This window comes from Pseudomonas sp. LBUM1659, assembly GCF_059716045.1.
On the sequence record NZ_CP166797.1, the window covers coordinates 4038766 to 4053994 of the forward strand.

Sequence of the window (15229 nt, forward strand, 5' to 3'; positions counted from 1 at the left end):
CCCTTAGTAGCCGAGCGACAACCCGGTATTGCGACGGGGGTCGTTGGCGCCGTAGAAGCGGTTTTTGCCGACCGGTTTGCCTTCCAGCGAAGGCGCGCCGACCAGGATCGCCGCCACGTGGTTGGCATCCTGTGGCCCGGCAAATTTATGCCCCCAGCTTTCGAGGATCTTCACCGTGTCCGGACTGGTGGTGAAGGTCTCCAGGTTGGTTTCTTCCGGCAACCACTGCTGGTGGAAACGCGGTGCATCCACCGCTTCCTGGATGTTCATGCCGTAGTCGATGACGTTGAGCATAGTCAGCAAGGTGGCGGTGATGATGCGACTGCCGCCTGGGGTGCCGACGACCATCACGACCTTGCCGTCCTTGGTGACGATGGTCGGGCTCATCGACGACAGCGGTGCTTTGCCGGGGGCGATGGCGTTGGCCTCCCCTTGCACCAGGCCGTACATGTTCGGCACACCGATTTTCGCAGTGAAGTCGTCCATTTCGTCGTTGAGGATGACCCCGGTTTTGCTGGCCATGACCCCTGCGCCAAACCAGTCGTTGAGGGTGTAGGTCACCGACACCGCGTTGCCCCACTTATCGACGATGGAGTAGTGCGTGGTGTTGCTGCCTTCATGGGGCGCTACCCCGGGTTTGATCTCACTGGACACGCCCGCCTTTTGCGGCTGGATCGCGGCGCGTAGTTGGGTGGCGTAGTTTTTGTCCAGCAGGTGGGCGATCGGGTTTTTCACGAAGTCCGGGTCGCCGAGGTAGCTGTTGCGGTCCACATACGCGTGGCGCATCGCTTCGATCTGATAGTGCATGCCTTGGGCCGAGTGGTAGCCCAGGTCTTTGATCGGGTAGCCTTCGAGGATGTTCATGATCTCGCAGATCACCACCCCGCCGGAGCTTGGCGGCGGTGCCGAGACCACGTGGTAGCCACGGTAATCGCACTCGATCGGCGCCAGTTCGCGGGTTTTGTATTTGTCGAGGTCGGCCTGGGTGATGATGCCTTTATTGGCCTGACTGGAGGTGACGATGGCGTCGGCGACCCAGCCTTTATAGAAGCCGTCGGTGCCCTTCTCGGAAATTTCCCGCAGGGTCTTGCCCAGATCCTTTTGCACCAGTTTTTGCCCGACCTGCATCGGCTCGCCATTGCTCAGGAAAATCGCGCCCGAGTCCTTCATGTCTTTCTTGAAGACGTCGGTGGCGTAGTCCAGCAAATCGACATCGCCCTGCTCCAGCACAAACCCGTCTTCGGCCAGCTTGATCGCCGGGGCGATCACTTCCTTGCGTGGTTTGGTGCCGTACTTGCTCAGGGCCAGTTCCATGCCGGACACGGTCCCTGGTACGCCGACGGCCAGGTGGCCACGGGTACTGAGGTCTGGAACGACATTGCCTTCTTTATCGAGGTACATGTCAGCAGTGGCGGCCAGCGGGGCTTTTTCACGGAAATCGAGGAAGGTCTTGCGCCCGTCCGCCAACTGAATGGTCATGAAACCGCCGCCACCCAGGTTGCCCGCTGCGGGGTACACCACCGCCAGCGCGTAACCCACCGCGACAGCGGCATCGACGGCGTTGCCGCCGTTTTTGAGCACATCGACCCCCACATGGGAGGCCAGATGCTGGGCCGTGACCACCATGCCGTTTTCGGCCGCGACGGGGGCTACGGAGGCCGCGTGGGCGGTAAGGCAGCTTAACGCCAAGGAAGTCGCGATAAGCGATTTGGCAAAAGGTTCGTACTTCATGAGTCGGTCTCTTTTTTTTTGTTTTCAGGCTCTGTAAAAAACAGAGTGAGCGGTTCAAAAGCACAGGCAAGTATGGTCGGGATTACGTATTGCGCCTCCCCGTCGAGTCAGTATGCTGAGCCTCTGTTCAGACCTTCTGCGGAGACCGCCAGCATGACCTACACCTTCACCACCCTGGCGTCTCCGGTCGGCGAACTGAAGCTGGTGGCGAAAGGTGCAAGACTGGCAGCCATCCTCTGGGAAAACGACAAACCGAACCGGGTGCGGCTTGGCCCGATGCACGAAGCCCCGGAAAACCCGATCCTGATGCGCGCCGTTCAGCAGTTGCAGGAATACTTTGCCGGCACGCGAAATCGCTTTGAGTTGGAACTGGATTTTGCCGGGACGGATTTTCAGAAGCAGGTTTGGCAGGCGCTACTGACGATCCCGTTCGGAGAGACACGCAGCTATAGCCAGATTGCCGAGCAGATCGGCAATCCGAGCGCGGTTCGAGCGGTGGGCGCGGCGAATGGCAAGAACCCGATCTCGATTGTTGCCCCCTGCCATCGAGTGATCGGTGCCTCGGGCAAGCTCACCGGGTTTGCCGGCGGGCTTGAGGCGAAGGAGCGGTTGCTGACGCTTGAAGGGTGCGAGTGGTCCGGCGCCAGCAGGATGGATGATCTGTTTTGAACTGTGGTGAGGAGGCTTGCCTCCGTTGGACGCGAAGCGGCCCAAAATCAGACATCACAGCTTGTCAGTGGAACCTGGCTGAATGGGTCTACGTCTGCTTCGCGGTCGAACGGGGCAGTCTGGCGTTCCGACAAGCCCCCACGCCACATAACCGCAACGTGTTCAGGCTACCAAGAAGATGTTTTTCATCGCCGCATATTGCAGGAGCATGATGGTCTTGGCATCGCAGATCTCGCCGCGGTAAAACGCTTCAAGTGCCTCGTCGAAAGCCCACTCCAGCACTTCCAGTTCTTCGGTCTCTTCTTCCAGCCCGCCGCCCTCGCTGACTTTCGAAGCCGCATCGTATTCGGCAATAAAGAAGTGCAGCTTTTCAGTGACCGAGCCGGGGCTCATGTACGACTCGAAGACCTTCTGCACGTGGTGCACGCGGTAACCGGTTTCTTCCTCGGCTTCGGCGCGGATGCGTTCCTCGGGATCGGCCCCCTCAAGCAATCCGGCCGCCACTTCGATCAGCAAACCATCGTGACCGTTGACGAACACCGGCAGCCGAAACTGGCGCGTCATCACGACAGTTCTCCTTTCGCGGTTGAACAGCAGAATCGCCACGCCATTGCCCCGGTCGTAGACCTCGCGGGTCTGGCGTTGCCAGTCGCCGTTGTTGCGTTGATAGTCGAAGGTGATTTTCTTCAGCAGGTACCAGTCGTGGGACAACACCTGCGATTCGATGATGTTGACCCGTTCGGCTGTATTCGCCATGACAGCGCATCCTTTTTTCGTCAGAGTTGCCCATGGTAGGCGAAAACGAAAAAGCCCGGCATCCCCCGCCGAGCGACACGAATCGTGTCAGGACAGCTGAGCCTTGTATTCCTTTTCGTACTGGCCGGCGAGTGTCTCTTTCTGTTTGTCATCGAGCAGCTTGCCGGCCATCTGGAAGAACTTCTGCTCTTCCTCTTCCAAGTGGTGATGCACCTTCTCGGCCAGTTTTTTCGCGGTCGCCAGCCAGGCCGGGCTGGACATCTCGGTCTCGTCCAGCTCCTCCATCATTTCGTCCATTTCGTGGTGTTCGGCGATGGCGTGGCGGCTCAGGTCGACGCCGTTGTCGAACTCCATCAGCGGAATATAGAAATGGCGTTCCTCAGCGGTTTCATGGGCCTGGAGTTCGGACTTGAGCTGCTTGTAAGCCTCCACCCGTTCCGGGGTATCGCCACTGGTTTTGATCAGCGCTTTGGCATAGCTGCGTTGACGCTCGTGGCTTTCACGCAAGGCTTCGAAAATATTCACGGGGTGTCCTCGTTGGCCGCGTTCTGAAATGACGCTATTTAGGCTAGACATCAGCGCGACTGCGACGGTTCCACTGGCGTCAGGGGGATAGAACAATCGCCGCGAGCGCGATAGGCTCCAGACTCATTGTCATAAGGTAGTAGCTCATGACCCTGCGAATCGAACGCTCGCAAAACCCCACCGATGAAGAACGCGAGGCCATCCTCACTCCGCTGCGCGCCTATAACGCGGCCCAGGCTGGTCCGTCCAATGCACAACCGCTGGCCTTGCTGGTGCGCGACGACAACGGCGAAATTCTCGGCGGGTTGTATGGCCGGTTTTTCTACCAGTGGTTGTTCATTGAACTGCTGTCAGTGCCTGAACAGGCCCGGGGACAGGGCATGGGCTCGACGTTGATGCAGATGGCCGAAGACCTGGCGCGGGAAAAGGAATGCGTGGGCATCTGGCTGGACACCTTCGACTTCCAGGCGCCGGAGTTTTACAAACGGCTTGGCTACAGCGAACTGGGCCAGATTGCCGACTACCCGCCGGGGCACAAGCGCTTCTTTTTCCAGAAACGCCTGAGCGACTGATCAACACATAAAACCCTGTGGGAGTGAGTCGGCTCCGGGCGGCGTTCCGACGATGGCGTCGGGTCAGTCAACATTGATGTTGAATGTAATGCCGCTATCGTCGGAACGCCGCCCGGAGCCGGCTCACTCCTACAAAGGTAATGCGTCAGTTCATAAATCTGTTTACAGACAGGTCGCCAACGCCGCCAAACGGCGCTTGGCGACGAAGTCGTCATGCTGAGCGTAATAATTCAACACGGTGCCGGAAGCGTCGGTGGTCACGTCAACAAAGGATTCCGCCGAACGCGTGTAGACCGTCGAACCGCCATTTTTACCGGGCTGCAAATAGGCGGCAGCATCCACACCGAACACCGCCTCGTCCTGCCAGGAAAACTGCACGCACTCTGCCACGATGGTATGCGGCTTGTTCGATTTCAGGGTTTTATACGGAGTCTTGGTGCGAGCATCGTCCATCACCGAGCCCGCGCATCCGGCCAGCAACGTTACGGCCAGCGCCACCATCAGAATTCGCATTACGTTCGCTCATCAAGAAAAAGCGGACTGTATCACCGTGGCGCGGCGTTTCGTTCTGCTTTACTGCATTTATACCGCGACACCGCGTAACGATTCGCGCACCCTGTCGCGCCATAAACACCGCCTTTTTCTGGAAACCCCATGACACCCAACGCCGAATTCTACAAACCGACCCCTGAATACGCCGACAAGCTGATCAGCCAGATCGGCCAGACACCGTCCTGGATTGCCAAGCGCATTGGCGTCACCGACAAGCGCATCCGCTACATCCTCGACGGCGAACGCACCGTCAAAGGCGAAACCACGCCGATCAAGATGACCTACACCGAACAATTCGCCCTCGAATGCCTGGCCGCAGCGGCCAAGGCCAGCAAGAAACAATCTTCGTAACCCGTTACCAAGGAGCGACCATGGCGGCAACCGAACAGCAACACGAGCAGGCGCTGAATAAGTTTCTCGATGAGCGCCCCGAACTGCGCGATGAGCTCGATAACCTCAACCCGCTGCTGGCTCAGGCCAAGGGTGAAACCCCGGCGCAGTACCGCGACGAGCGACTGCATGAAGCCTTCGAAGCTGAAGCCGAACGCCAGGGGCTGTTCGCCTGGGAACTGACGCTGCTCCTGACGGCCGCCACACCCCAGGACTACGAGGCCCAACGCCGGGAAGTGCATATCGAAGTCGCAGAGATGGCCGGTATGGACTGGCTGGATTATTGCGAGTTGTATGGGATAGAACCGTAACTACTGCTCAAGGATGCCCTCGCCGATGCTGCCATCCACCTCGTCAACCCACGCCAGCCCCGGCCACCTGCACACGCAAAAGTGGCGTGGGCGCATCGGCATGACGCTGGTGGCCATGCTCTCGGTACTCGCTGGCATGACCGACGCCATCGGCTTCATGGCCAGCGGCGATTTCGTCTCGTTCATGAGCGGCAACACCACCCGCCTCGCCGTCGCCATCAGTGTCGGCGATCTGGGGCTGACAGGGCGACTGCTGCTGCTCGTGGCCACCTTCATCGCGGGCAACGCCTTGGGCATTATCGTCAGCCGTTTCGGCAGGCGACGGGCGCTGCCGTTGATGCTGAGCATCGCCGCACTGCTGTGCGCGGCCGCGACCTGGCCTTATGACGAACAATTACCTGCGCTACTGGCAGCGATCATCGCCATGGGCATGCTCAATGCCGCCGTCGAGGAAGTGAACGGCCTGCCGGTCGGCCTGACCTATGTCACCGGCGCCCTCTCGCGCTTCGGACGCGGACTGGGACGCTGGCTGCTCGGCGAGCGGCGCAATGGCTGGCGCGTGCAACTGATCCCCTGGTCCGGCATGTTCGCCGGGGCGGTCCTTGGGGCGGTGCTGGAACATCATTTTGGGCTCAAGGCGTTATTTGCCAGTGGTCTGTTGGCGGCGGTGCTGGGGGTGGTGTCGTTGAAGATTCCGCGGCGGTGGCAGTTGGGGTATATGCCGCGTTGATTTGAGTGTTGCCTATTAGACCGCCTTCGCTGGCAAGCCAGCTCCTACAGGGGTTTGTGAGCGACACAAATCAAATGTAGGAGCGGGCTTGCCAGCGAAGGGGCCCGCACAGACAACATCGATTTAGCCGCCCCGCCGATAAAGCATTATCATGGCCACAGTTTTGCTGATCGAGTCTGTCATGAAGTTCGCCATCGCACTGTTTTCCGCCGCCCATGCGCCCTCCTCGCGCCGCGCCCTGTTGTTTGCCCAGGCTGCGCTGGCCGGTGGGCATGAGATTGTCCGGCTGTTTTTCTATCAGGATGGCGTCTACAACGCGTCCGCCAGTGTGGTCACGCCGCAAGATGAGCTGGACCTGCCCAAGCAATGGCGTGCGTTTGTCAGCGAGCATCAACTGGACGGCGTGGTGTGTATCGCCGCCGCCCTGCGCCGTGGTGTGTTGAACGAGGAAGAAGCCGGGCGTTATCAGCGTGACGCGGTTGCCGTGGGCGCGCCGTGGGAACTGTCGGGCCTCGGCCAGTTGCACGACGCGGTGCAAGACGCTGACCGCTTGATCTGTTTTGGGGGCGCGTAAGATGCCTAAATCCTTGCTGGTTATCAGCCGTCAGGCGCCATGGTCCGGGCCGAATGCGCGCGAAGCGCTGGACATCGTACTCGCCGGCGGCGCCTTCGATTTGCCAATCGGCCTGCTGTTTCTCGATGACGGGGTGTTCCAACTCGCCGCGAAACAGGACGCCAAAGCGCTGCAACAAAAAGACCTGAGCGCCAACCTGCAAGCCTTGCCGATGTTTGGTGTCGAGGAATTGTTCGTCTGTGGCGAGAGTGCCGCAGAACGTGGGCTGGACCCTTCCTCTTTATCACTGGAAGAAGCCCAGGTGCTGACCGCCCACGACATCACCGCCCTTATTGACCGTTACGACCAGGTGATCACCCTCTGATGTCGACTTTGCATGTGTTGTCTCATTCCCCGTTCGGCGACGATCGCCTGACCAGTTGCCTGCGCGTGATCGGCGCCAACGATGCGCTGCTACTAACCGGCGACGCGGTCTATGCCCTACAGCCGGGCACCGCGCCTTTCAGCGCGCTGAATACTCGCGGCCTGCAACTGTTTGTGCTGGCCGAAGACGTTCAAGCCCGGTCCATTGAATTGCCAGATTGGGCCAAGGCCATCGATTACCCGGCCTTCGTCGAGCTGTCGATTCAACACGACAAGGTCAACAGTTGGCTATGAATTCCCTGACAGTGGGCGCTCACGCCGTCTTGTTGGACAAGGACGGTTTCCTGGTCGAATTGAGCGACTGGTCCTTAGAGGTCGCCAGCGCCCTGGCCGCTGCCGAAGACATCGAGTTGAGCCCTGAACATTGGGAAATCCTCGAACTGCTGCGCGGTTTCTACGACGAATACCAGCTGTCGCCAGCCACCCGCCCGTTGATCAAATACACCGCGTTGAAGCTCGGCCCGGAAAAAGGCAACAGCCTGCACCTGAACCGATTGTTCAAAGGCACCCCTGCCAAACTCGCCGCGAAACTGGCGGGCCTGCCCAAACCGACGAATTGTTTATGACCGACTTTCCAGCGCTGACCCTCGAAACACCCGCCGAGCACCCGTTCGCCCAGTTCGTGCGCATCCTCGGCAAAGGCAAACGCGGCGCCCGCGACCTGACCCGCGAAGAAGCCCGCGACGCCATGGGCATGGTGCTCGATGACACAGTCGAAGACACCCAGCTCGGCGCATTTCTGATGCTGCTGCGGCACAAGGAAGAAAGCGCCGAGGAAATGGCCGGTTTCACCGAAGCCTTGCGGGAACGCCTCAACCCGCCCGCGTTGGAGGTTGATCTGGACTGGCCGACCTATGCCGGCAAAAAACGTCATCTGCCGTGGTACCTGCTGGCAGCCAAGTGCCTGGCGCAGAACGGCGTACGGATTTTCATGCATGGCGCTGGCGCACACACGGCCGGCCGGCTGTACAGCGAACAACTGCTGGAAGGACTGAACATTCCACTGTGCCGCAATTGGCAACAGGTGGGTGTGGCACTCGATAACGGTGGCCTGGCATTCATGCCGCTGGTGGACTGGGCGCCGCAACTGCAGCGCATGATCGACCTGCGCAACACTCTGGGCCTGCGCTCGCCGATCCACTCCCTCACACGCATCCTCAATCCGTTGGGGGCTCGTTGCAGCCTGCAAAGTATTTTCCACCCCGGTTACCAGGCGGTACATCGCGATGCCAGCGGTTTACTCGGCGACACCGCGATCGTGGTGAAAGGCGATGGCGGCGAAATCGAGATCAACCCGGACGCCGACAGTCACTTGTATGGCACCACGGGCGGTGAAAGCTGGGACGAAGAATGGCCGCAAATGTCGACCCAGCGTCACGTCAAACCCGCCACCCTCGACCCTGAGCATTTGAAGGCCGTCTGGCGCGGTGACGTGGTCGACAGCTACCCGCAAATGGCCCTGATTTCGACTATGGCCCTGGCGTTGCGTGGGCTCGGTCAGTCCCGTGATCAGGCGTTCGAAACGGCCCAACAATACTGGGATGCTAGGGACAGATCGATTTAACCGATCATAACTGCCCAACCTTTGCGCTTTTTGTTCGAACTCATGGGCATAGACTCCTCTCCAACGATTTAGGGTTTGAGGAGTCTTGAACATGGGTTTATTAGTCGAAGGCCGCTGGCATGACCAGTGGTACGAAAGCAGCAAGGACGGTGCGTTTCAGCGTGAGCAGGCGCAGCGTCGCAACTGGGTGACCGCCGACGGCAAGCCGGGCCTGACGGGTGTCGGTGGCTTTGCTGCTGAAGCTGGTCGCTATCACCTCTACGTGTCCCTCGCTTGTCCGTGGGCCCACCGCACGCTGATCCTGCGCAAACTCAAGGGGCTCGAAAGCCTGATCGACGTGTCGGTGGTCAGTTGGCTGATGCTGGAAAACGGCTGGACCTTCGACCAGAGCCTGGGCTCCACCGGCGACAAACTCGATCACCTCGACTTCATGCACCAGCGTTACACCGCCGATACCGCCGACTACACCGGCCGAGTAACCGTACCGGTGCTGTGGGACAAACAACAGAATCGCATCGTCAACAATGAATCGGCGGAGATCATCCGCATGTTCAACAGCGCATTCGACGACCTGACCGGCAATGACCTGGATTTCTATCCTGAGCCACTGCGCGCCGAGATCGATGCATTAAATGAGCGGATTTACCCAGCGGTGAACAACGGCGTATATCGCGCGGGTTTTGCGACGTCGCAGCACGCTTATGAAGAAGCGTTTGATGGTTTGTTTGAGGAACTGGATCGACTGGAGCAGCTGTTAAGCGCCAATCGTTACCTCACCGGCGAATACCTGACCGAAGCGGATATTCGGCTGTTCACCACGTTGATTCGTTTTGACGCGGTGTACCACGGACACTTCAAGTGCAACCTGCGGCGGATTGCCGATTATCCGAATCTGTCGAACTGGTTGCGCGAAATTTATCAGTGGCCGGGGATTGCCGAGACGGTGAGTTTTGAGCACATCAAGCATCACTACTATGGCAGCCACAAGACCATCAACCCGACCGGAATTGTGCCGAAAGGGCCGGTGCAGGATTTCACCGTGGCGCATGATCGGGCGCGGTTGAACGGGAAAGGGGTTTGGCGCAAGGCATGAGGTTTGTGCTGGACTTGAAGGCCCCTTCGCGAGCAAGCCCGCTCCCACATTTAACCGTATTCTTCAGTTAGAACTCGGTCGAATGTGGGAGCGGGCTTGCTCGCGAAGGGGGCGACTCGGTCTCTAGACCTGCCCCTGAGCGCCTTCAAACCACGCCAGTTTCTCGCGCAATTGCACCACTTCCCCCACAATCACCAACGTCGGCGCATGCACTTCATGCTCCGCCACCAACCGTGGCAAATCCGCCAACGTGCCGGTAAACACCCGCTGATTGACCGTGGTGCCCTGCTGGATCAACGCCGCCGGGGTGTCTGCCCCGCGACCGTGCTTGATCAACTGCTCGCAGATAATCGGCAATCCCACCAGCCCCATGTAGAACACCAACGTCTGCGCCGGCGCGACCAGGTCGTCCCACGGCAGATCGGTGGAGCCGTCCTTCAAATGCCCGGTGACAAACCGTACCGACTGCGCGTAATCACGATGGGTCAGCGGAATCCCGGCATACGCCGCGCAACCACTGGCTGCCGTGATACCCGGCACCACCTGGAACGGGATGCCATGGGCCGCCAGTTCTTCGATCTCTTCACCGCCGCGACCGAAGATGAACGGATCTCCGCCCTTCAACCGCACCACACGTTTGCCTGCCTTGGCCAGATCGACCAATTGCTGGTTGATCTGATCCTGCGGCACGGCATGATCGGCGCGGCGCTTGCCGACGTAAATACGCTCGGCATCACGACGACACAATTCAAGAATCGCCGGGGCTACCAGACGGTCGTACAGCACCACGTCGGCTTGTTGCATCAGGCGCAAGGCACGGAACGTCAGCAGGTCGGGATCACCCGGCCCCGCCCCGACCAGGTACACCTCGCCGGTCGTGACATCCGCTTCGCCGTCGATTTTCGCCTGCAACAGACGCTCGGCTTCGGCGCCCTGCCCGGCCAGCTGCCGGTCAGCGATCGGGCCTTGAAATACGTCTTCCCAGAATCCGCGACGCTGCTGCACATCCGGAAACAGGCCCTTGACCTGATGGCGAAAACGCGCAGCCAGGCCCGCCAGTTGGCCATAGGTCGAAGGAATCCAGGTCTCGATCTTGGCGCGAATCAGCCGCGCCAGCACCGGCGCATCGCCGCCGCTGGACACCGCAATAATCAAGGGCGAACGATCAACAATCGCCGGAAAAATCACGCTGCACAGGGCCGGCGCGTCTACGACGTTGACCGGCACACAACGCCGATGGGCATCGGCGGAGACTTGCGCGTTCAACGGCTCGTCGTCGGTGGCGGCAATGATCAGCCCGCAACCGTCCAGATCCGTCTCGGCATAACCGCGCAACAGGCACTCGCCACCGCTGCCGGCAACCAGTTCGCGCAGTTGCGGTTCGATTTCAGGTGCAACTACCCGCAGCAGCGCACCGGCATCGGCCAGCAGGCGGGATTTGCGCAAGGCAATCTCCCCCCCACCGACAACCAACACACGACTGCCGCGCAGGTTGTGAAACAGCGGCAGATAGTTCATTTAGCCGATGACCTCAAGGCCACCCATGTACGGCTTCAGGACTTCAGGCACACGGATCGAACCATCGGCCTGCTGATAATTCTCCAGCACAGCCACCAGGGTACGGCCGACCGCCAGACCGGAACCGTTGAGCGTGTGAACCAGTTCAGGCTTGCCGGTTTCCGGGTTGCGGAAACGCGCTTGCATGCGACGAGCCTGGAAATCGCCGCAGTTGGAGCACGACGAAATCTCGCGGTACTTGTCCTGGCTCGGAATCCACACTTCCAGGTCGTAAGTCTTGACCGCGCTGAAGCCCATGTCGCCGGTGCACAGCGCCAGGGTGCGGTAAGGCAGTTCCAGCAGTTGCAGGACTTTCTCGGCGTTGGCGGTCAGGCCTTCCAGCGCTTCCATCGACGTCGAGGGTTCAACGATCTGGACCATTTCGACTTTGTCGAACTGGTGCTGACGGATCATGCCGCGAGTGTCACGACCCGACGCGCCGGCTTCACTGCGGAAGCATGGCGTGTGCGCCACGAACTTGATCGGCAGCAGTTTCGAATCGACGATTTCGCCAGCGACGATGTTGGTCAGCGACACTTCGGCGGTCGGGATCAGGTACAGATCGGCTTCACCTTCGCGAGCGATCTTGAACAGGTCTTCTTCGAACTTCGGCAGTTGACCGGTGCCTTGCAGCGCCGGGGCCTGGACCAGATAAGGCGTGTAAGCCTCTTCGTAGCCGTGCTCGGTGACGTGCAGGTTGATCATGAACTGCGCCAGGGCGCGGTGCATACGAGCGATGGGGCCACGCAGCAAGGCGAAACGCGCGCCAGACAGCTTGGCGGCGGTTTCGAAGTCCAGCCAGCCGAATTTCTCGCCCAGGGCAACGTGGTCCTGAACCGGGAAGTCGAACGCGGTCGGGGTGCCCCAGCGACGCACTTCAACGTTGCCGTCTTCGTCATCGCCAACCGGCACCGATTCGTGCGGCAGGTTCGGAATGCCCAGCAGGATCGAATCCAGATCGGTCTGGATCGCGTCCAGCTCGACTTTACCGGCGCTCAATTCGTTAGCCATGCGATCGACGTCAGCCATCAGTGGCGCGATGTCTTCGCCGCGCTGCTTGGCCTGACCGATGGATTTGGAACGGGCATTACGTTCAGCCTGCAGTGCTTCAGTGCGGGTCTGGACGGTCTTGCGCTGTTCTTCCAGCGCTTCGATGCGCGCAACATCCAGCGTGTAGCCGCGGGATGCCAGGCGGTCCGCTACGTCCTGAAGGTTGCTACGTAACAGTTTGGAATCGAGCATGTCGGTTTCTCGTTTATCAAAGTTTGGTCAAGGACAGGCCGGCCCAGGTGGCAAGCAGCCCGCCGAATACGCTGAGCGTCGCATAGCCCAAAGCCAGCGGCACTTGCCCGCTTTCCAGCAAGCGCACCGTATCCAGTGAAAAGGATGAAAAAGTCGTCAGCCCTCCGAGGAAGCCGACGATCAACCCGGCACGCACCTCAAGCGGTACCTCCGGGCGTATCAAAAACAGACCGTATAGAACGCCGATCAGCAGACAGCCCACGATATTAACGGCCAGCGTAGCCGTATAGAAGTGCCGCGGCCAATTAGCGTTGATCCAGTTTCCGGTCGCGAACCGCAACAGCGTGCCGGCGACACCGCCGATGGACACCGCGATGACCAATGGAATCACTATTTTCTCCGCTGCCGGGGACTTAAACGGTCAAGCTGGGCGAGGTGATTGAGCTTCTCGCCAATCTTTAGCTCCAGGCCGCGTGGCACCGGCTGATAGAACGGCTGCGGCTCGAGTTCTTCCGGGAAGTAGTCTTCGCCAGCGGCGTAGGCATCCGGTTCATCGTGGGCGTAACGGTACTCGTCGCCGTAACCGAGCTGTTTCATCAGTTTGGTCGGGGCGTTGCGCAGGTGCAACGGCACTTCCAGCGAACCGTGTTCGGTGGCACTGCGCATCGCCGCCTTGAAGCCCATGTACACCGCGTTGCTTTTCGGCGCGCAGGCCAGATACGTGATGGCTTGGGCCACCGCCAACTCACCTTCGGGGCTGCCCAGGCGTTCCTGCACTTCCCACGCGGCCAGGCACAGGCTAAGGGCGCGCGGGTCGGCATTACCGATGTCTTCGCTGGCCATGCGCACCACGCGCCGGGCCAGGTACAGCGGATCGCAACCGCCGTCGATCATTCGCGCGAACCAATACAGCGCGCCGTCGGGGTTGGAGCCGCGTACGGATTTATGCAGCGCGGAAATCTGGTCGTAGAACGCTTCGCCGCCCTTGTCGAAACGCCGACGTGTGTCACCAAGCAGACTTTGCAGCAGATCGATGCCGATCTCACTGTTGTCTTCGGCCAGGTCCGAGGCGTTTTCCAGCAGATTCAGCAGACGCCGGCCATCGCCATCAGCGGCGGACAGCAGCATCTGGAAGCCTTCATCGCTGAGCGTCAGTTGCCGCTTGCCCAAGCCACGCGCTTCGGTCAATGCGCGATGCACCAACTTGCGCAGGGCCGCTTCGTCGAGGCTTTTGAGCACATAGACGCGGGCCCGCGAGAGCAACGCGTTATTGAGTTCGAACGAGGGATTTTCGGTGGTCGCGCCGATGAAAATCAGCGTGCCGTCTTCAACGTACGGCAGGAAGGCATCCTGCTGGGACTTGTTGAAGCGATGGACTTCATCGACAAACAAAATGGTGCGCCTGCCGTATTGCCCGGCCTGCTGTTTGGCGATTTCCACTGCCTGACGGATTTCCTTTACTCCGGCCAGCACGGCCGAGACCGTTTCGAAGTGCGCATCCGAGACTTCCGCCAGCAGCCGCGCCAGGGTGGTTTTGCCCACGCCCGGCGGGCCCCAGAAAATCATCGAATGCAGGGCACCCTGCTCCAGGGCTTCGCGCAAAGGCTTGCCACGAGCCAGCAGGTGTTCCTGGCCGACGTACTCGTCCAGATTGGCCGCACGTAAACGGGCGGCCAAGGGCTGAGCTATCGGGGCACTGCGAAACAGGTCCATCACGACTTGCGAAACCTCACTACTTGAACACCGCGGGACAATGTGGGAGCGGGCTTGCTCGCGAAAGCGGTGTGTCAGTCGCAATCAATGTTAACTGACACACCGCATTCGCGAGCAAGCCCGCTCCTACAGGTTTTGCGTTTTACTCTTGGATCACGTCCGCCCCTTTAGGGATGTCGAACTTGAACCTGGAGGCCGGGATCGGCTCGTTGGCCTTCACGCCGGTGAACAGAATATTGGTGCGCTGACCGACGCTGTCGATCATTTGCATGTCGTTGACCAGACCGTTACGGAACGACAGGCGCAGGCTGTCGAACAGGGTGTCCTTGGTTTTCGGCTTCAGGGTGAAGTCGATCACGCCACCGGCTTCCTTGGCGCTGATGTCGAAGCTCTGGCTGATCTTGGAGACGTCACCGGACAACAGCAATGCGGGCGTCTGGGTCAGGCGCTGATCGAGGTTCTTGATCGTGGCCTGCTCCAGGTCCGGGTCCCACAGGGTGACCTTCTTGCCGTCGGAGACCATCGTTTGTTCAGCCGGAGCATTGGTGTGCCAGTAGAACAGGCCCGGACGCTGCAACGACATTTCGCCAGCGGTTTCCTGCAACTGGGTGCCGCTGCCATCGAGGGTCAGCTGGGAGAAACGCGCATTCAATGTCTGGGATTTTTCCAGCAATTGGGTCAGGCGCGCCACGTCCTTGTCATCGGCGTGAGCCGAGAGCGTGGTCAAAGCCAGTACCGGCAGCAACAACATGCGGATAAGACGCATGGGAGTCCTCATAACATTCGTGGGGGATCGGGCGGCGCGTGTGCGCCACCCGCTTTCAATT

20 protein-coding genes are annotated in these 15229 nt (G+C 60.0%); 11 read left to right on the forward strand and 9 right to left on the reverse strand.

Annotated elements, in window-relative coordinates:
* Nucleotides 1-3 precede the first annotated feature (3 nt).
* Complete coding sequence (ggt, locus tag ACA048_RS18240) at nucleotides 4-1731, reverse strand: gamma-glutamyltransferase (RefSeq protein WP_497625676.1); 1728 nt, start codon at nucleotides 1729-1731, stop codon at nucleotides 4-6.
* Between the two features lie 153 nt (nucleotides 1732-1884).
* Here ggt and ACA048_RS18245 point away from each other — a divergent pair, with 153 nt between their 5' ends.
* A complete protein-coding gene (locus tag ACA048_RS18245; protein ID WP_497625677.1) occupies nucleotides 1885-2400 on the forward strand; it encodes a methylated-DNA--[protein]-cysteine S-methyltransferase in 516 nt (171 codons plus the stop codon).
* Between the two features lie 162 nt (nucleotides 2401-2562).
* Here ACA048_RS18245 and ACA048_RS18250 read toward each other — a convergent pair whose 3' ends face one another.
* Both ACA048_RS18250 and ACA048_RS18255 read right to left on the reverse strand, forming a co-directional pair.
* Nucleotides 2563-3156 (reverse strand): NUDIX domain-containing protein, encoded by a 594-nt coding sequence (locus ACA048_RS18250; RefSeq protein WP_497625678.1) that lies wholly within the window; start codon nucleotides 3154-3156, stop codon nucleotides 2563-2565.
* Nucleotides 3157-3243: 87 nt separating this feature from the next.
* Entirely contained in the window at nucleotides 3244-3681 is a 438-nt protein-coding gene (locus ACA048_RS18255; protein ID WP_497625679.1) for a hemerythrin domain-containing protein, read from the reverse strand.
* A gap of 146 nt (nucleotides 3682-3827) precedes the next feature.
* Between ACA048_RS18255 and ACA048_RS18260 the strand changes: the two genes are divergently transcribed.
* Nucleotides 3828-4253, forward strand: a complete 426-nt coding sequence (locus ACA048_RS18260; protein ID WP_497625680.1) for a GNAT family N-acetyltransferase — start codon at nucleotides 3828-3830, stop codon at nucleotides 4251-4253.
* Nucleotides 4254-4415: 162 nt separating this feature from the next.
* Here the strand turns inward: ACA048_RS18260 and ACA048_RS18265 are convergent, their stop codons facing one another.
* Nucleotides 4416-4766, reverse strand: a complete 351-nt coding sequence (locus tag ACA048_RS18265; RefSeq protein WP_223521088.1) for a hypothetical protein — start codon at nucleotides 4764-4766, stop codon at nucleotides 4416-4418.
* A 141-nt stretch (nucleotides 4767-4907) separates the two neighbouring features.
* Between ACA048_RS18265 and ACA048_RS18270 the strand changes: the two genes are divergently transcribed.
* The 9 genes from ACA048_RS18270 (at nucleotide 4908) to ACA048_RS18310 (ending at nucleotide 9890) form a co-directional block, all read left to right on the forward strand.
* Nucleotides 4908-5156: a hypothetical protein gene (locus tag ACA048_RS18270; protein ID WP_027925145.1), complete on the forward strand. Its 249-nt coding sequence runs from the start codon at nucleotides 4908-4910 to the stop codon at nucleotides 5154-5156.
* Nucleotides 5157-5176: 20 nt separating this feature from the next.
* Nucleotides 5177-5506: a DUF6388 family protein gene (locus tag ACA048_RS18275; protein WP_497625681.1), complete on the forward strand. Its 330-nt coding sequence runs from the start codon at nucleotides 5177-5179 to the stop codon at nucleotides 5504-5506.
* A gap of 25 nt (nucleotides 5507-5531) precedes the next feature.
* Nucleotides 5532-6236: a YoaK family protein gene (locus tag ACA048_RS18280; protein WP_497625682.1), complete on the forward strand. Its 705-nt coding sequence runs from the start codon at nucleotides 5532-5534 to the stop codon at nucleotides 6234-6236.
* A 181-nt stretch (nucleotides 6237-6417) separates the two neighbouring features.
* Nucleotides 6418-6810: a sulfurtransferase complex subunit TusD gene (gene tusD, locus ACA048_RS18285; protein ID WP_123432542.1), complete on the forward strand. Its 393-nt coding sequence runs from the start codon at nucleotides 6418-6420 to the stop codon at nucleotides 6808-6810.
* Between the two features lies 1 nt (nucleotide 6811).
* Nucleotides 6812-7174 (forward strand): sulfurtransferase complex subunit TusC, encoded by a 363-nt coding sequence (gene tusC / locus ACA048_RS18290; protein WP_497625683.1) that lies wholly within the window; start codon nucleotides 6812-6814, stop codon nucleotides 7172-7174.
* Nucleotides 7174-7467, forward strand: a complete 294-nt coding sequence (tusB, locus tag ACA048_RS18295; protein ID WP_497625684.1) for a sulfurtransferase complex subunit TusB — start codon at nucleotides 7174-7176, stop codon at nucleotides 7465-7467. Before tusC ends, tusB begins: the two co-directional genes overlap by 1 nt.
* On the forward strand, nucleotides 7464-7799 hold the full coding sequence (locus ACA048_RS18300) for a TusE/DsrC/DsvC family sulfur relay protein (protein WP_497625685.1): 336 nt from the start codon (nucleotides 7464-7466) through the stop codon (nucleotides 7797-7799). The genes tusB and ACA048_RS18300 overlap by 4 nt, the downstream gene beginning before the upstream one ends.
* Nucleotides 7796-8797, forward strand: a complete 1002-nt coding sequence (locus ACA048_RS18305) for a glycosyl transferase family protein (protein ID WP_497625686.1) — start codon at nucleotides 7796-7798, stop codon at nucleotides 8795-8797. Before ACA048_RS18300 ends, ACA048_RS18305 begins: the two co-directional genes overlap by 4 nt.
* Nucleotides 8798-8888: 91 nt before the next feature.
* Nucleotides 8889-9890 (forward strand): glutathione S-transferase family protein, encoded by a 1002-nt coding sequence (locus ACA048_RS18310; RefSeq protein ID WP_497625687.1) that lies wholly within the window; start codon nucleotides 8889-8891, stop codon nucleotides 9888-9890.
* 123 nt (nucleotides 9891-10013) lie between these two features.
* On the opposite strand, the gene cysG is transcribed toward ACA048_RS18310, so the two are convergent.
* The 5 genes from cysG to lolA all read right to left on the reverse strand — a co-directional run bounded on the left by cysG (nucleotide 10014) and on the right by lolA (nucleotide 15168).
* On the reverse strand, nucleotides 10014-11408 hold the full coding sequence (gene cysG, locus ACA048_RS18315; RefSeq protein ID WP_497625688.1) for a siroheme synthase CysG: 1395 nt from the start codon (nucleotides 11406-11408) through the stop codon (nucleotides 10014-10016).
* A complete protein-coding gene (serS, locus tag ACA048_RS18320; protein WP_497625689.1) occupies nucleotides 11409-12689 on the reverse strand; it encodes a serine--tRNA ligase in 1281 nt (426 codons plus the stop codon).
* Between the two features lie 16 nt (nucleotides 12690-12705).
* Nucleotides 12706-13080 (reverse strand): fluoride efflux transporter CrcB, encoded by a 375-nt coding sequence (gene crcB, locus ACA048_RS18325; RefSeq protein ID WP_494373685.1) that lies wholly within the window; start codon nucleotides 13078-13080, stop codon nucleotides 12706-12708.
* Complete coding sequence (locus ACA048_RS18330; RefSeq protein ID WP_497629892.1) at nucleotides 13080-14402, reverse strand: replication-associated recombination protein A; 1323 nt, start codon at nucleotides 14400-14402, stop codon at nucleotides 13080-13082. The genes crcB and ACA048_RS18330 overlap by 1 nt, the downstream gene beginning before the upstream one ends.
* A gap of 142 nt (nucleotides 14403-14544) precedes the next feature.
* Nucleotides 14545-15168 (reverse strand): outer membrane lipoprotein periplasmic chaperone LolA, encoded by a 624-nt coding sequence (gene lolA, locus ACA048_RS18335; RefSeq protein WP_497625690.1) that lies wholly within the window; start codon nucleotides 15166-15168, stop codon nucleotides 14545-14547.
* Nucleotides 15169-15229 lie beyond the last annotated feature (61 nt).

Excerpts from the sequence above, each read along its gene's own strand:
- ACA048_RS18300 (WP_497625685.1), top strand. The coding sequence starts at position 7,464 with ATGAATTCCCTGACAGTGGGCGCTCACGCCGTCTTGTTGGACAAGGAC.
- lolA (WP_497625690.1), bottom strand. The coding sequence starts at position 15,168 with ATGCGTCTTATCCGCATGTTGTTGCTGCCGGTACTGGCTTTGACCACG.
- cysG (WP_497625688.1), bottom strand. The coding sequence starts at position 11,408 with ATGAACTATCTGCCGCTGTTTCACAACCTGCGCGGCAGTCGTGTGTTG.
- ACA048_RS18330 (WP_497629892.1), bottom strand. The coding sequence starts at position 14,402 with ATGGACCTGTTTCGCAGTGCCCCGATAGCTCAGCCCTTGGCCGCCCGT.
- ACA048_RS18260 (WP_497625680.1), top strand. The coding sequence starts at position 3,828 with ATGACCCTGCGAATCGAACGCTCGCAAAACCCCACCGATGAAGAACGC.
- ACA048_RS18270 (WP_027925145.1), top strand. The coding sequence starts at position 4,908 with ATGACACCCAACGCCGAATTCTACAAACCGACCCCTGAATACGCCGAC.
- ACA048_RS18280 (WP_497625682.1), top strand. The coding sequence starts at position 5,532 with ATGCTGCCATCCACCTCGTCAACCCACGCCAGCCCCGGCCACCTGCAC.
- ACA048_RS18245 (WP_497625677.1), top strand. The coding sequence starts at position 1,885 with ATGACCTACACCTTCACCACCCTGGCGTCTCCGGTCGGCGAACTGAAG.
- serS (WP_497625689.1), bottom strand. The coding sequence starts at position 12,689 with ATGCTCGATTCCAAACTGTTACGTAGCAACCTTCAGGACGTAGCGGAC.
- tusB (WP_497625684.1), top strand. The coding sequence starts at position 7,174 with ATGTCGACTTTGCATGTGTTGTCTCATTCCCCGTTCGGCGACGATCGC.
- ACA048_RS18310 (WP_497625687.1), top strand. The coding sequence starts at position 8,889 with ATGGGTTTATTAGTCGAAGGCCGCTGGCATGACCAGTGGTACGAAAGC.
- ggt (WP_497625676.1), bottom strand. The coding sequence starts at position 1,731 with ATGAAGTACGAACCTTTTGCCAAATCGCTTATCGCGACTTCCTTGGCG.
- tusD (WP_123432542.1), top strand. The coding sequence starts at position 6,418 with ATGAAGTTCGCCATCGCACTGTTTTCCGCCGCCCATGCGCCCTCCTCG.
- tusC (WP_497625683.1), top strand. The coding sequence starts at position 6,812 with ATGCCTAAATCCTTGCTGGTTATCAGCCGTCAGGCGCCATGGTCCGGG.
- ACA048_RS18275 (WP_497625681.1), top strand. The coding sequence starts at position 5,177 with ATGGCGGCAACCGAACAGCAACACGAGCAGGCGCTGAATAAGTTTCTC.
- ACA048_RS18250 (WP_497625678.1), bottom strand. The coding sequence starts at position 3,156 with ATGGCGAATACAGCCGAACGGGTCAACATCATCGAATCGCAGGTGTTG.
- ACA048_RS18305 (WP_497625686.1), top strand. The coding sequence starts at position 7,796 with ATGACCGACTTTCCAGCGCTGACCCTCGAAACACCCGCCGAGCACCCG.
- ACA048_RS18265 (WP_223521088.1), bottom strand. The coding sequence starts at position 4,766 with ATGCGAATTCTGATGGTGGCGCTGGCCGTAACGTTGCTGGCCGGATGC.